Origin of the sequence: Commensalibacter papalotli (ex Botero et al. 2024) (assembly GCF_947179115.1) — a bacterium.
In the GTDB taxonomy this organism is placed as follows: domain Bacteria; phylum Pseudomonadota; class Alphaproteobacteria; order Acetobacterales; family Acetobacteraceae; genus Commensalibacter; species Commensalibacter papalotli.
The window spans coordinates 511,559-526,269 of the sequence record NZ_CAMXCI010000001.1; the positions used below are offsets into that span (position 1 = coordinate 511,559).

A 14,711-nucleotide genomic window follows, 5' to 3' on the forward strand; every position below is an offset into this window, starting at 1 on the left:
GCCCTATCTATCCACTTCACCGAAAACCAAATCCATAGAACCAATAATTGCAACCATATCAGCCAACATGTGACGATGTGACAATTCATCAAGCGCTTGCAAATGTGCAAAACCTGTTGGACGTATTTTGCAACGATATGGCTTAGTCCCACCATCAGCGACTAAGTAAACACCAAACTCGCCTTTTGGACTTTCAACAGCTGTATAAGTTGTCCCAGCAGGAACATGAAATCCACCACTGTAAAGCTTAAAATGGTTAATTAAAGATTCCATAGAATGCTTCATATCTTTACGTTTAGGCGGTGAAATTTTTTCACTTTCAACCTTAATCGCACCAGGTTTCATTTTATTCAAACACTGTTCGATGATCTTTGCACTTTCTCGCATTTCAATCACTCTGATTAAATAACGATCATAACAATCACCTTGACGTGTTACTGGCACCTGAAAATCAACTTTATCATAATTATCATAAGGTTGAGAACGACGCAAATCCCAAGGAACACCAGAGGCACGTAAACAAGGCCCCGTAAATCCCCAAGAAAGCGCATCCTCTGTCGTGCATACTCCAATACCAACCGTTCTTTGTTTCCAAATACGGTTATTGGTCAGCAACCCTTCGATATCATCAACAATTTTTGGAAAATCTTTGACCCAATTACCAATTTTCTCTTCCATTCCAACTGGCATATCTTTTGCCACACCACCATGACGGAAATAATTAGCATGAAAACGTGCCCCTGACACACCTTCATAAAATTCCATCATCTTTTCACGCTCTTCATAAGCCCATAATGCAGGGGTCATCGCTCCGCAATCCAACCCCATGGCCGTAACGTTCAGTAAATGGTTTAAAATACGAGTAATTTCAGCAAATAAAACCCGTATCCACTTTGCCCTATCTGGCACATCTACACGCAATAATTTTTCTGTTGCCAGAACATAAGCATGCTCTTCACACATAGGAGATGCATAATCCAAGCGATCAAAATAGGGCAAACCCTTATGATAGGCTTTATGCTCTAATAATTTTTCAGTACCTCGGTGCAACAACCCAATATGCGGGGTTGCACGTTTTATAACCTCACCTTCCAATTCCATTACAACACGTAACACACCATGTGCTGATGGATGTTGAGGGCCAAAATTTAAGGTATGGGAATCACCAGACAAAACTTGAGAAATATTTTGTTTTACTTTCTCATCTAGTCCTTGCGCTTTATTCGTTGATTCTTTTTTAATTACTTCACTCATCAAATATCCTTTTGCCGATCACTTACAATATATTAATTACAAAGAATACGGCTTAATATTTTGACGCTTCACATGAACTTTTTCGTCACCTGGTAAGGTAGTAAGCCCCTCCCAAGGAGAATCAAAGTCAAAATCTCTCATATCTTGAGTAAGCTTCACAGGTTCATAAACCACTTTATTTTGATCCGCATCATAACGCACTTCAACATACCCTGTTACAGGAAAATCTTTACGTAAAGGATGTCCATCAAAACCATAATCAGTTAAAATACGTCGTAAATCGGGCTGACCAGAGAATAAAATGCCAAACATATCATAACATTCACGTTCCCACCAATCTGCACATTTCCATAAACTACGAACAGAAGGTACTGGGGTTTGCTCATCAATATGAGCAATAACGCGAATACGCTGATTTAAAGAAACAGACAGTAAATTATAGACAATATCAAAACGTTTTGCTCGCTGAGGATAATCAGCACCACAAACATCCATTAATTGCTCATAACAGCATAAATGATGCGTTTTTAATAAATTTAACAAATCAAAAAGATGATCTAACTCTACAACAACAACCAGTTCATCTTGTTCGAAATCTGTTTTAATAACACCTTTAACAGAAGTACACAGCATAAACCCCACAGCTTGTAAACGTGGTAAATTTATGAAACTTTTTGTGTATGTATCAATATGATCAACCACGAATAATTGTCCCCGTCCGTTTAATTTTCTTCTTGAGCAACATAATACCGTAAATCAAGGCTTCGGCTGTTGGTGGGCACCCTGGAACGTAAACATCAACAGGAATAATACGATCACATCCCCTGACGACAGAGTATGAATAGTGATAATATCCCCCACCATTCGCACAAGATCCCATGGATATTACCCAACGAGGTTCAGACATTTGATCATATAAACGACGCAAAGCAGGAGCCATTTTGTTAGTAACAGTTCCTGCAACCAACATAACGTCTGCCTGACGAGGAGATCCCATCGGAACAACCCCCATACGATCCAAATCATATCTGGGCATATAAGCATGAATCATTTCAACAGCACAACAAGCCAAACCAAAAGTCATTGGCCAAAGACTGCCCGTTCTGCCCCAGTTAATTAATTGATCCAGCTTTGCAACAACAAACCCTTTGTCTGTAATTGCCCCAGTAATGCCTTTTATAACAGCATCCTGCTCTGACCCTGGCGGCAGAGCATCCTGATTCCAATATACTTTTTCAAGACCAGAGTTTTCTGTAGTATTCTGATTCATCACAATCTCATTTTACAGATATAAATCTGCTTTATAATTACGCACTTTATTCTTCGTTAGCCTAATCCCACTCTAATGCGCCTTTGCACCATTCGTATATAAATCCGACGGTCAAAACAACAAGAAAAGCGAGCATTGAAAAGAAACCAAACATTCCAATTTTGGAAAGCGTTAAAGCCCAAGGAAATAAAAACACCATTTCCAAATCGAAAATTGTGAATAATATTCCCACAAGATAATAACGCACATCAAACATTTGGCGTGCATCTTCGAATGCTGGAAATCCACACTCATATGGTGAGTTCTTTTCAGCATAGGGCTTTTGTTTTGCACAGAATAGTGCCGCCCCTAACATAGCGCATGCTATAATTAATGAAATAATTCCAAAAATCAGCACTGGTAAATAATTACCTAAAATAGCCTGCATGAGATAACTCTTTAGCTTCTGTAACAATTAAAATCATCAATAAAAATTGAATATTGTAAGTCTTATAACAGAGAACTAAATAAAATTATACTGTTAATGTGCTTTTTTTATATACGAGCATATCGAAAATTTAATTTAATTTAACCATTAAGTATAGAATATTGATATTGAAATAATTCTTAGAACTTAGAAATTAAATGTATTTCTATACTAATATTTAAAACATCAACCTTTTCCATTAAAATAAAAAGTGCAAATAAACTATTATTTACGAAACCTTTTCATCGATAACAAGCAGTCAAAGAATATTGTGTTTCATTAGGTATCAATTCAGAGAAAATATCTATAAAAGTTTATTTAACTAATCCTAATCCTTAAGTCGTTAAAACATCATATTTATCTGTATAAGAATCTACTTTCATAACAAAATATATAAGGCATTTCACACGATATTTTATTACATATATTGATTTAGATTTTAAAGAGAAAAAGAATTTACAGTTTCATCATAAAAAATTATATAATTTTCAAGCGATAACTTTATAAATAGTTGTTATATCAATGTGTGATTATAGCAAATATTTTGGATTATAATACCACAATTTATGTGGCGCGAGTGACGGGGCTCGAACCCGCGACCTTCGGCGTGACAGGCCGACGCTCTAACCAGACTGAGCTACACCCGCGCAGGGTATTATTGTCTCTACAGACAAGTCATATTTTTAAAGTAAATTAATCTACTTTAAAACTGGTTTATGGTGGGCGATGACAGGCTCGAACTGCCGACCCTCTCGGTGTAAACGAGATGCTCTACCAACTGAGCTAATCGCCCTTTTATTTTTCAAGAAAAATAATAAACTATATTGTGGCGCGAGTGACGGGGCTCGAACCCGCGACCTTCGGCGTGACAGGCCGACGCTCTAACCAGACTGAGCTACACCCGCGCAGGGTATTATTGTCTCTACAGACAAGTCATATTTTTAAAGTAAATTAATCTACTTTAAAACTGGTTTATGGTGGGCGATGACAGGCTCGAACTGCCGACCCTCTCGGTGTAAACGAGATGCTCTACCAACTGAGCTAATCGCCCTTTTCTACTGGAAACTTACCGTTTCTAACAGAACAACGACTTCTTAGCATTGAAGTCGTTGTATGTCTAGTTATTTTTTCAATAACTATAAAACTATTTACTAACAGCTTCTTTTAATAATTTTCCAGGTTTGAAACGAACAGAAATAGATGCTGGAATATCAATCTCTTCGCCTGTACGAGGATTACGACCTTTTGCTGCTTTACGAGTTGCAGTTACAAAGCTACCAAAACCAACAAGACGCACTTCTTGTTTTTTAGCAAGTGTTCCTTCGATGGTGCTCAACACTGCATCGACAACTTCAGCAGATTTTGCTTTTGATAGATCAACTTTTTCTGCAACAGCTGCAACGAGTTCTTGTTTATTAAGCGGCTTTTCCATTTATTTTATCTTTCCACTATAGTGAGGATACAAAAAACTATATCTTAATTGGACTGTATCAATAATCCATAATCAGACTATTGAAGCACTTTGCAAGAACGTCAACCATTCTCTATACTTCAATAGCCATTTTCTTACATTTATTACCGGTTAGGTTGCAAGATCAGCACATTTTAATGCGTTAAAGGTGCTTCTTGAGAAGATGTATCAGTAACTTTAACCGATTCCGCATCATCATCCCATTCAAGTGATTCGTATGGGCGAATCAACGCTTGGCCAATCACTTCATCAGCACTTGATACTGGAATAATACTTAAATTGCTTTTCACAACCTCAGGAACGTCGACTAGGTCTTTTTCATTTTCTTTAGGAATAAAGACTGTTTTAATCCCTGCACGTAGTGCTGCTAGTAATTTTTCCTTTAATCCACCTATAGGAAGAACACGACCGCGCAAGGTAATTTCACCTGTCATCGCTACATCTCTTCGAATTGGAATACCTGTCATTGCACTGACAATGCTAGTTGCCATCGCAACCCCAGCTGAAGGGCCGTCTTTTGGTGTTGCACCTTCGGGAACATGCACATGAATATCTTTTTTCTCGAATAATGCAGATTTAATCCCAAACTGCCCTGCACGACTCTTGACGTATGAGAGTGCTGCTGCAACGCTTTCTTGCATCACATCTCCCAGTTTACCTGTATGTTTGATATGACCCTTTCCTGGGACGGTTACACTTTCAATATGTAAAATGTCACCCCCAACCTCAGTCCAAGCCAAACCTGTCACAATGCCAATAAGATCTTCACTTTCGCTTTCGCCATAACGGAATCGCTTTACACCCGCATAGTCATCTAGATTATCAAGGGTTACAGCAACATGATCACATTCACCTATGACAATTTTTCGCACGATTTTACGAGCAATTTTAGCAATTTCACGCTCTAGATTACGCACTCCAGCTTCTCGCGTATAAGTACGGACTAATTCATGCAATACATCATCTGAAATTGACCATTCACTGGGTTTAAGATTATGAGCAGCGCCTTGCTTTTTAACCAAATGGCGGCGAGCAATTTGAACTTTTTCATCCTCTGTATACCCAGAAAGACGAATAATTTCCATACGATCCAATAAAGGTTGAGGCATATTGTAACTATTAGCTGTTGTTATAAACATAACATCAGACAAATCGTAATCCACCTCAAGATAATGATCAGCAAAGGTAGAATTTTGTTCTGGATCTAAAACTTCTAATAACGCAGAAGTTGGATCACCACGCCAATCAGATCCAAGCTTATCAATTTCATCAAGCAAAAATAAAGGATTCGAAGTTCCAGCCTTTTTCATTCCTTGAACGATTTTACCAGGCATAGCACCGATATAAGTCCTACGGTGACCTCTGATCTCTGCTTCATCACGCACACCACCCAACGCCATACGAACATATTCACGTCCTGTCGCCTTGGCAATTGAGCGCGCCAAAGAGGTTTTACCTACACCAGGAGGACCAACCAGACACAAAATTGGACCTTTTAACTTGGAAGAGCGAACTTGTACAGCAAGGTATTCCAAGATTCGTTCTTTGACTTTCTCTAATCCATAATGGTCTTGATCTAGTGTTTTTTCCGCAAGCTTAAGATCTTTAGAAATCTTGGAGCGTTTTTTCCAAGGGATTCCAATAATCCAATCTAAATAATTTCGTACAACTGTTGCCTCTGCTGACATTGGGCTCATTGCACGTAATTTTTTTAAATCAGATGAAGCTTTATCTTTAGCTTCTTTACTCAAACGAGTCTTTTTAATCTTTTCTTCTAACTCGGATAATTCGTCTTTATCCTCATCTCCATCATTAAGTTCTTTTTGAATCGCTTTAAGTTGCTCATTCAAATAATACTCGCGCTGGGTTTTCTCCATCTGTTTTTTAACGCGATTTCGAATACGTTTTTCGACTTGTAAAACACCCAACTCAGCTTCTAAATGCTCAAGCAACTTTTCTAAGCGTTCATCAATAGGTATCAACTCTAAAATAGATTGTTTATCTGCAACCTTCAGGTTCAGATGGCTTGTAATGGTATCAACAAGCTTAAACGGGTTATCTATTTGATTAACCGCTACTAAGACTTCAGGTGCAATTGCCTTATTTAATTTAACATATTGTTCAAACAGCGTGATGACTGTGCGTTGTAAAGCATCAATTTCTTTATTCGTTTCATCGACAACTTCTTCGACAACTTCAATATCAGCCTCAAAAAAAGATTCACGATCAAAGAGCTGTTTAACTTTCGCTCTTTGGAATCCTTCTACTAAAACTTTAACTGTCCCATCAGGAAGCTTTAAAATCTGAAGAATCGATGCGACAGTCCCAAAATGATAAACATCACTTTCAGTAGGGTCTTCTAAAGAAGCATCCTTTTGAGAAATCAGTAAAATTTTATTTTGCTGACTTCCAACCTTTTCCAATGCTTTTACAGATTTTTCACGCCCAACGAACAAAGGTACAATCATATGAGGAAAAACAACAATATCGCGCAAAGGTAATACTGCAATTAAATCCGATTTCTCATCGTGTGTCTCAGTGATCTCCGCCTCAGTATCATTAATCAAGACGTTTTCTTTTTCTTTTGTCATAAACTATGACCTCCTTATATGGACGATCTCATCAAACAAAGCGCCCAAAATTGGCACACTTTATTATCAAACTATTATTTCTATTATAAATTAATAATAACTCTTTATTCTTTTTATTATTTATTGAACGATAGAAATCTCACTTATTTGAATATAAACATGATCACAGCAAAATACAACGATATCCCTGCGAAACTCATTTCGATAAATTATCATTATAATTAAATAATAAAAAAGGATCTATCGAAATAGATCCTTTTCATCTTGTCAAAATTTATACAAAGATCAAGCTGTTTTTCCAGCTTTCTTTTCTTTTTCATAAACATAAACAGGTTCTGCTTCGCGGTTAATAACCTCTTTACTGATTAAAACCTCACTCACGTCATTTAAGTCTGGCAGCTCAAACATCGTTGAAAGCAAAACAGTTTCCAATATAGAGCGCAATCCGCGAGCTCCTGTCCGACGCTCAATAGCTTTATTAGCAATTTGTTCAACAGCTTCATCTGAAAATGTAAGTTTTACATCTTCCATTTCGAATAACTTTTGATATTGCTTAACCAAAGCATTCTTTGGTTCCTTTAGAATTTGCACTAAAGCTTCTTGATCAAGATCGTCCAATGTTGCAATAACAGGTAAACGCCCAATAAATTCGGGAATTAAACCAAATTTCATCAAATCCTCTGATTCAAGCTGACGAAATAAAGCCCCTATTTTGTGATCATCTGCTGTTTGAACATCAGCACCAAATCCAATACCATAACCGACACTTCTTGCACTAATAATTTTATCAAGCCCAGCAAAAGCACCACCACAGATAAAGAGCATGTTTGTCGTGTCAACTTGCAAAAATTCTTGTTGAGGATGTTTACGACCACCCTGAGGTGGAACAGAAGCAACGGTCCCTTCCATAATTTTTAACAAAGCTTGCTGAACACCCTCACCACTGACGTCTCTGGTAATAGAAGGGTTATCCGATTTTCGTGAAATTTTATCAATTTCATCAATATAGATAATACCACGCTGTGCACGTTCAACATTATAATCTGCGGATTGCAACAGTTTTAAAATAATATTTTCAACATCCTCACCCACATAACCAGCTTCAGTCAATGTAGTTGCATCAGCCATTGTAAACGGAACATCCAAAATTCTGGCTAGCGTTTGAGCTAATAACGTTTTACCTGTTCCAGTCGGACCAATTAATAAAATATTAGATTTTGCAATCTCAACTTCACCGGCCTTATCTGCTTGATTTAAACGCTTATAATGGTTGTGAACTGCGACGGACAAAACCTTCTTTGCATCTTGTTGTCCAACAACATAATCATCTAGGATTTTACAGATCTCTTTAGGTGTAGGTAAACTTCCCTGATCCTTTGTAATCTGAGCCTTACTTTCCTCACGCACGATATCCATGCATAATTCAACACATTCATCACAAATAAATACCGTTGGTCCAGCAATTAGTTTACGAACTTCATGTTGAGACTTTCCACAAAAAGAGCAATAAAGTGCGTTTTTGGAATCGTTATTCTTATCAGTCATCTTTACTCCTACCCTTTAATGGTTGAGATAAGCCAACCCCCATTAAAGAGAACAACCTAACTAGAGGGGAAAAATATTATTTGTCTTGAGACAAATCATTGTCTCGCTTGGTTACAACTTGATCAATAATTCCAAAATCTTTTGCTTCTTCTGCAGACATATAGCTGTCTCTTTCAAGGCGCTGTTCAATCTCTTCTAATGTTCTACCTGTATGCAGATTATAAATTTCATTCAATCTTTTACGTACAGCCAAGATTTCTTTTGCTTGAATTTCTATATCGCTTGCCTGTCCTTGCGCACCGCCAGAAGGTTGGTGAACCATAACTCTGGCATTAGGAAGTGCAAAACGCTGCCCTTTTTCACCACCACATAGCAATAATGATCCCATAGACGCTGCTTGACCAATACATACAGTACTAACAGGGCAACGGATATATTGCATTGTATCGTAGATAGCTAAACCTGCAGAAACCACACCACCTGGGCTATTGATATAAAAAGAAATTTCTTTTTTAGGATTGACGCTTTCCAAATATAACAGCTGGGCTGAAATCAAAGAAGCAACTTGATCATACACAGCCCCCGTTAAAAAAATAATTCTTTCTTTTAATAAACGTGAATAAATATCAAACGCGCGTTCCCCTCTGGAAGTTTGCTCAACAACCATTGGTACAAGTGCATTATCATAAATTTCCAGCGGTTGAGAATCCCTCATCAATTTTTTTCCTAAAATTATACTGGTACTTTATTTATCTATGTGTACTTTATACATATAGATAATCAAAATAGATACTTAATTCAACCCATATTTAAAAGCAAAAAAAATGAATGCCCAGACAAGCGCCCAGACATTCATTTCTATAAATTAATAAAAAAAATTAAACCTTAGAAGCGGGCATTTCTGCAAGTTCTTCTGCGTTTACTTCTTTATCTTCAATATTTGCAAGCTCTAAAATATAATCAATAACTTTATTTTCATATATCGGACCACGTAAAGAATCTATTGCTTGAGGATTCTTTTGAAAGAACTCAATTACTTCTTTTTCTTTACCAGGATAACGCATAGCTTCGCTACGCATTGCTTGTGTTAATTCTTCTTCTGTTACTGCAATTGAGTTCAAACGACCAACTTCAACTAACAAAAGCCCCAAACGAACACGACGTTCAGCAATTTTACGATAATCAGCTTTAAGTGTTTCTTCGTCTTTAGCTTTATCTTCTTCATCAAGACGATCTGCTTTACGATCTTCTTCAATACGTTGCCAAATTTGATCAAATTCTGCATCTAATAAACCAGCAGGGATTTCAAAAGAAACCTTTTCAGCCAATACATCTAAAATGTCACGCTTTAATCTCATCTGAGACATTTGATCATATTCAGATGTAATTTGTTTACCAACAAGACTTTTAAGATTTTCTAGACTTTCTAGGCCAACCTTTTTAGCAAATTCATCATTAATTTCAGGAGTTACTGCTTCCTTTAAGCCTTTTGCTTTGATGTCAAAAGTTGCCTCTTTTCCAGCAAGTTGAGCTGCTTGATAGTTTTCTGGAAAAGTTACGGTAATTTGCTTTTCTTCACCAGGTGTTAATCCTTCGATTTGCTCTGCAAATCCTGGAATAAACCCACTTCCACCAATCTCAACATTAACGTCTTCAGCTGTGCCACCTTCAAATGCAACACCATCAACCTTACCAACGAAATCAACAACTAAAATATCACCCTTAACAGCTGGGCGTTTTTCTTCGATATCTTTAAAATCGCGTTGACGCTCAGCAATTGATTCTAATGCTTTATTCAAAGCTTCATCATCAGGTTTTGCTTTTAAACGGGTTAGGTTAATCCCTTTAAAATCTGGCACTTCAAAATCAGGAATTAATTCTACTTCAAAAGTAAATTCCAGATCGTCACCTTCTTTGTAACCATCTTTTAAAGTAATCTGTGGTTGAGCGGCTGCACGCAAACCTCTTTCTTCAAGAGTTGACTGAATTGCGCCTGTAACAGCTTCATTGAGAACTTCGCTTTGAACATTCTCACCATAACGTTGCTTTACAACAGCCAAAGGAATTTTTCCAGGACGAAAGCCTGGAATATTCATTTGATGCCCCATTTCTTCAAGGCGCTTATTTCTTTTTTCGGCTAGTTGTTTTTCTTCAATTACGATTGTAAAGCCACGCTTGAGGCTTTCAGAAAGCGTTTCAGTAACCTGCATCAGCTAGGCCATCCTCTCGGTCAAAATGTAATTTACCCGAATTGGGTATCTATAAAATTGTAAACGGATTTTTTTTCACTCAAAAAAAAACAAGTTAGTAGAACTTGTTTTTTGGTGCGGATGGAGGGACTTGAACCCCCACGACTCACGCCACTAGATTCTAAGTCTAGCGTGTCTACCAATTTCACCACATCCGCACATCCGTGCTTTATGCTTGTTGTATTAACGCACTATTTGATTCTGATCAACATCTTTTTCACATATTTTACTTTAATTATCGATTTTTTTTATTATTTTTGCATTATCCCGTGCTTTTCCAAGATTATTTGCCAACATTTCTGCATTTGGCCATGAGTGATCACATAAATATCCAGCCTCACCGTGCATCCACACGGCCGCACATGCAGATTCCCATTCTGGCATTCCTGATGCCAACAAAGTTGCAATAATCCCTGTCAGCGTATCGCCAGAACCTGCCGTTGCCAATCGTGCAGAAGCATGTTGATTAATGGCAACCCGACCATCAGGAGCCACAATTAGAGTATCAGCACCTTTTAAGACAACAACAGCACCTGTTTTCACCGCTGCTTGTCTAGCTGCTGAAACTTTATCTTCTATGATCTCCCCAAATACACGCTTAAACTCACCCATATGGGGTGTAATAATAGAAGTCCCTTTTAACATATCAATTTGATCAGTTTGAAAAACACCAGCATCAGCAATAACTTTTTTTCCTGCTGCTATTAATATAGGTAGTGTTCTTCGCACATCTTTGATAGACAACCCTGGACCACAAACCCAAACCTTTCTGCGCTCGTCTTGGATTACATCCTCTAAAGGATCATTATCGACAATAAGACAAGCTGAGAAATTACTATAGATTTCATTGTTTCCCAACGGTAAAATATGCACCAACCCTGCCCCCATATTTAATGCAGCATGAGCCGAGAGTCGTGCAGCCCCCGTCATTTGAGACCCACCTATAATACTGACAGCTCCTCTACGATATTTATAGTCTTCAATTTCAGCTCTTGGTATTTCCCATAATCCGGGCTCATTTAACCAATATTTTATATCTATTGTGAATATGGTGTTGGTTAAAATACTTATATCTTTGATAACTAACACACCCATATGCTCACGTCCTGGCAGCAAATAATGTCCTGGTTTTGCTCGAAAGAAGCTCACTGTTAATTCTGCATATGGGGCATATCCCTTAATCTGTCCTGTTTCCCCGTCTATTCCAGAGGGAATATCAACAGCTATAACTCTTTTTGCTTTGCGTAAAAGATCAGCAATTCGGCAATCAAGATTACTCGTTAACCCTGCACCAAAAATTGCATCAACTACCAAGCTCGCTTTTTCAACATAAGCTTCAAGGTTCTCTACTGTTTTTCCACACCATTGCCTTGCTGCATATTCAGCATCACTGCCAGCCTTTGGTTTACCGATGGCTCCAACACATACAGGCCATCCAGCTTTGGCTAATAATCGTGCAACTACATATCCATCACCACCATTATTACCTGGACCACATAAAATCAAAACCGAACAAGGTTTATATCGCTTTAAAATTTCTTGAGTGACTGCCCACCCAGCATTTTCCATTAATTGTTTTACTGGAATTGTTTTTGCAGCAGCTTTATCAACAATCTGCATTTGTAAAGGTGTTAATAAAACCAAGTCTGTATTCTGATTTTTCACGATATTATGGCCTTTATAAAACATAAAATTAATACTACATTGTAAAAAAAGAAATAAAACCCTGCACATTTTATTTTCTTTGTTTATATTACCATTAAAATTTTATAATAAATTTACATATTACCTTACTTTGGAAATGGAAACACAATGTCTCAAATTGCTTTTTATTGGGGGCCTTTAACCGCCATTCATAATATTACCATTGCTTTATGGATTGGCAGTATCTTTTACTATGTTTTTGGACTACAATCCTGTCTAAGCCTCTTGGATCCAACACAAAAAAATTCTTTGCAATTGCAAGCTCTGCGAAAATTATTTCAATTTAACTGGATTAATGGAATTATAGTATTCGTTACTCAAGGGGTGTTAATTTTTCACAACGACTTTGAGCTCTCTAACATCGCTTGGTCTGCTGGTGCAGCACTCGTTATAATTATCATTATGCTTATTTTACAATTTTATGTGTTTACCACCTCTTACAGTAAGGCACGACGTGCGCTTAGACCCAAACCTGAGGTTTTCAGAAAAATTAACACACCATTAAAACTAATTGTATTTTTAGGTATTCTCAATTTAGTTTTGCTTGTGTTTTAAGTAACACTTTAAAAATAAATCATTATATCACATATAAAAACCATATAATGATTGATTATTTATAGTTATCTTAATATAAGAAGTATCTTATAGTTTCATATTCTTGAAACTTCTTTTCATTTTATTGACATCAATGGTAGAAACCACTTTGCCTGCTATCCATAAAAAAACAAACAAAAAACAATCAGATACTATTTTAGATACACAAACAATAGAGGTTGAACCTTCTATTCTCTTTAGTGATCTCGGATTATCAGCTCCTATTATGCAGGCTATCGATGAGATTGGGTATAAGACCCCTACTCTAATACAAGCAAAAGCAATTCCCGTTATTTTAAAAAAGCAAGATCTTGTTGGCATTGCTCAGACTGGAACGGGGAAAACAGCATCATTTACGCTGCCTATTTTAGAGATCTTAACTAGCAGCAAAGGCAGGGCAAGAATGCCTCGCGCTTTGATTTTAGAACCCACTAGAGAACTTGCAATTCAAGTTGCTGATAATTTAAAACAATATGGACAACATTTAAAACTTAACCATGCTTTATTGGTTGGTGGCGAAAGTATCATAGAGCAAAAAGACATATTAAACCGTGGTGTTGATATTATTATTGCTACACCAGGGCGTTTAATGGATTTGTTTGACAAAGGTGCAATCCTTTTAAATCAAATCAAAGTATTGGTAATTGACGAAGCAGATCGTATGCTTGATATGGGATTTATCCCTGATGTAGAAAAAATAATTTCATATCTCCCTAAAACTAGACAAACCTTACTTTTATCTGCAACAATGTCTCCTGAAATAAAAAAACTAACAGATTCTTTTTTATCTAATCCAACAGAAATTACCGTAGCTCCACCATCTTCTGTGGCAACAACCATTGAATCTGGGCTAATTATTGTTCATGAAAAGAAAAAAAGAGACACATTGCGCGAATTACTACGTAAAGATAATGTCAAAAATGCCATTATTTTTTGTAACCGAAAACGTGATGTTGATATCCTAACCCGTTCATTAAATCGCCATGGCTTCCAAAGCAGTGCTCTGCATGGGGATTTAACGCAGCAACTTCGTACAAAAACAATGGAAGAATTTAAGAACGGTGATATTCAATATCTAGTTTGTTCTGATGTGGCAGCCAGAGGGATTGACATCGATAATTTGTCACATGTGTTTAACTTTGATCTTCCCCGTCATGCAGAAGATTACGTACATCGTATCGGAAGAACAGGACGTGCTGGACGAACAGGCCACGCTTATAGTATTGCCACTGAAAATGATAAAGAAATCATAGAAGCTATTGAGGCTTTAACTAAAAATCCTATTCCTTTGATTACGTTAAACACACCAGCGAACATAGAACCAGAACAAAATATTACTAATGAAGTTGATCAAAAGAAAAAGCATATAGATAAAGACGAAACCCAAAAGAAAACAACAAAGAAATCACGTTTCAAAAAAGATAAAACAAGCGGTCCTCGTATTCCTTTGTCTCAGGCTATTGTGGATGATAATAATCCCGTTATTGGGTTCGGACAGTTTGTTCCTGCTTTTATGTTATCTCCTTTTCGTAAACAATAAGTGATAGGCTGGAATATGTTCCAGCCT

Annotated in this window: 12 protein-coding genes and 5 tRNA genes; 2 read left to right on the plus strand and 15 right to left on the minus strand. The window is 37.1% G+C overall.

The features are described from left to right. Window positions 1-3 precede the first annotated feature (3 nt). From QMN76_RS02345 to QMN76_RS02415, 15 genes are all read right to left on the minus strand, one after another. Window positions 4-1,254: an NADH-quinone oxidoreductase subunit D gene (locus tag QMN76_RS02345; RefSeq protein WP_034336769.1), complete on the minus strand. Its 1,251-nt coding sequence runs from the start codon at window positions 1,252-1,254 to the stop codon at window positions 4-6. Between the two features lie 36 nt (window positions 1,255-1,290). After that, a complete protein-coding gene (locus QMN76_RS02350; RefSeq protein ID WP_051461970.1) occupies window positions 1,291-1,887 on the minus strand; it encodes an NADH-quinone oxidoreductase subunit C in 597 nt (198 codons plus the stop codon). A gap of 61 nt (window positions 1,888-1,948) precedes the next feature. Then, window positions 1,949-2,524, minus strand: coding sequence for a NuoB/complex I 20 kDa subunit family protein (locus QMN76_RS02355; protein WP_034336766.1), 576 nt, complete (start codon window positions 2,522-2,524; stop codon window positions 1,949-1,951). Window positions 2,525-2,585: 61 nt separating this feature from the next. Next, the gene (ndhC, locus tag QMN76_RS02360; protein WP_034336763.1) at window positions 2,586-2,951 is read right to left on the minus strand and encodes an NADH-quinone oxidoreductase subunit A; all 366 of its coding nucleotides are present in this window, start codon (window positions 2,949-2,951) and stop codon (window positions 2,586-2,588) included. Window positions 2,952-3,559: 608 nt separating this feature from the next. After that, window positions 3,560-3,637: transfer RNA gene (locus QMN76_RS02365), tRNA-Asp, on the minus strand. A gap of 70 nt (window positions 3,638-3,707) precedes the next feature. Further along, a tRNA-Val gene (locus QMN76_RS02370) sits at window positions 3,708-3,783 on the minus strand. A 34-nt stretch (window positions 3,784-3,817) separates the two neighbouring features. Beyond that, window positions 3,818-3,895, minus strand: a tRNA-Asp gene (locus QMN76_RS02375). A 70-nt stretch (window positions 3,896-3,965) separates the two neighbouring features. Continuing rightward, window positions 3,966-4,041 (minus strand) — tRNA-Val (locus tag QMN76_RS02380). A gap of 93 nt (window positions 4,042-4,134) precedes the next feature. After that, window positions 4,135-4,422: an HU family DNA-binding protein gene (locus QMN76_RS02385; RefSeq protein ID WP_034336761.1), complete on the minus strand. Its 288-nt coding sequence runs from the start codon at window positions 4,420-4,422 to the stop codon at window positions 4,135-4,137. A 173-nt stretch (window positions 4,423-4,595) separates the two neighbouring features. Further along, a complete protein-coding gene (gene lon, locus QMN76_RS02390; RefSeq protein WP_282065672.1) occupies window positions 4,596-7,052 on the minus strand; it encodes an endopeptidase La in 2,457 nt (818 codons plus the stop codon). A 285-nt stretch (window positions 7,053-7,337) separates the two neighbouring features. Further along, window positions 7,338-8,597, minus strand: coding sequence for an ATP-dependent Clp protease ATP-binding subunit ClpX (clpX, locus tag QMN76_RS02395; protein WP_034336756.1), 1,260 nt, complete (start codon window positions 8,595-8,597; stop codon window positions 7,338-7,340). Window positions 8,598-8,673: 76 nt separating this feature from the next. After that, complete coding sequence (gene clpP / locus QMN76_RS02400; RefSeq protein ID WP_034336753.1) at window positions 8,674-9,312, minus strand: ATP-dependent Clp endopeptidase proteolytic subunit ClpP; 639 nt, start codon at window positions 9,310-9,312, stop codon at window positions 8,674-8,676. Window positions 9,313-9,475: 163 nt separating this feature from the next. Continuing rightward, window positions 9,476-10,807 (minus strand): trigger factor, encoded by a 1,332-nt coding sequence (tig, locus tag QMN76_RS02405; RefSeq protein ID WP_282023887.1) that lies wholly within the window; start codon window positions 10,805-10,807, stop codon window positions 9,476-9,478. Between the two features lie 112 nt (window positions 10,808-10,919). Continuing rightward, window positions 10,920-11,004, minus strand: a tRNA-Leu gene (locus QMN76_RS02410). Between the two features lie 73 nt (window positions 11,005-11,077). Next, window positions 11,078-12,511 (minus strand): NAD(P)H-hydrate dehydratase, encoded by a 1,434-nt coding sequence (locus QMN76_RS02415; RefSeq protein WP_282023886.1) that lies wholly within the window; start codon window positions 12,509-12,511, stop codon window positions 11,078-11,080. Window positions 12,512-12,658: 147 nt separating this feature from the next. On the opposite strand from QMN76_RS02415, the gene QMN76_RS02420 reads away from it, so the two are divergent. Both QMN76_RS02420 and QMN76_RS02425 read left to right on the plus strand, forming a co-directional pair. Further along, entirely contained in the window at window positions 12,659-13,105 is a 447-nt protein-coding gene (locus tag QMN76_RS02420) for a hypothetical protein (RefSeq protein WP_034336749.1), read from the plus strand. A gap of 133 nt (window positions 13,106-13,238) precedes the next feature. Next, complete coding sequence (locus tag QMN76_RS02425; protein WP_282023885.1) at window positions 13,239-14,684, plus strand: DEAD/DEAH box helicase; 1,446 nt, start codon at window positions 13,239-13,241, stop codon at window positions 14,682-14,684. The last annotated feature ends 27 nt before the right edge of the window (window positions 14,685-14,711 follow it).

Excerpts from the sequence above, each read along its gene's own strand:
- QMN76_RS02355 (WP_034336766.1), bottom strand. The coding sequence starts at position 2,524 with ATGAATCAGAATACTACAGAAAACTCTGGTCTTGAAAAAGTATATTGG.
- QMN76_RS02425 (WP_282023885.1), top strand. The coding sequence starts at position 13,239 with ATGGTAGAAACCACTTTGCCTGCTATCCATAAAAAAACAAACAAAAAA.
- clpP (WP_034336753.1), bottom strand. The coding sequence starts at position 9,312 with ATGAGGGATTCTCAACCGCTGGAAATTTATGATAATGCACTTGTACCA.
- QMN76_RS02420 (WP_034336749.1), top strand. The coding sequence starts at position 12,659 with ATGTCTCAAATTGCTTTTTATTGGGGGCCTTTAACCGCCATTCATAAT.
- lon (WP_282065672.1), bottom strand. The coding sequence starts at position 7,052 with ATGACAAAAGAAAAAGAAAACGTCTTGATTAATGATACTGAGGCGGAG.
- clpX (WP_034336756.1), bottom strand. The coding sequence starts at position 8,597 with ATGACTGATAAGAATAACGATTCCAAAAACGCACTTTATTGCTCTTTT.
- tig (WP_282023887.1), bottom strand. The coding sequence starts at position 10,807 with ATGCAGGTTACTGAAACGCTTTCTGAAAGCCTCAAGCGTGGCTTTACA.
- QMN76_RS02350 (WP_051461970.1), bottom strand. The coding sequence starts at position 1,887 with ATGCTGTGTACTTCTGTTAAAGGTGTTATTAAAACAGATTTCGAACAA.
- ndhC (WP_034336763.1), bottom strand. The coding sequence starts at position 2,951 with ATGCAGGCTATTTTAGGTAATTATTTACCAGTGCTGATTTTTGGAATT.
- QMN76_RS02345 (WP_034336769.1), bottom strand. The coding sequence starts at position 1,254 with ATGAGTGAAGTAATTAAAAAAGAATCAACGAATAAAGCGCAAGGACTA.
- QMN76_RS02385 (WP_034336761.1), bottom strand. The coding sequence starts at position 4,422 with ATGGAAAAGCCGCTTAATAAACAAGAACTCGTTGCAGCTGTTGCAGAA.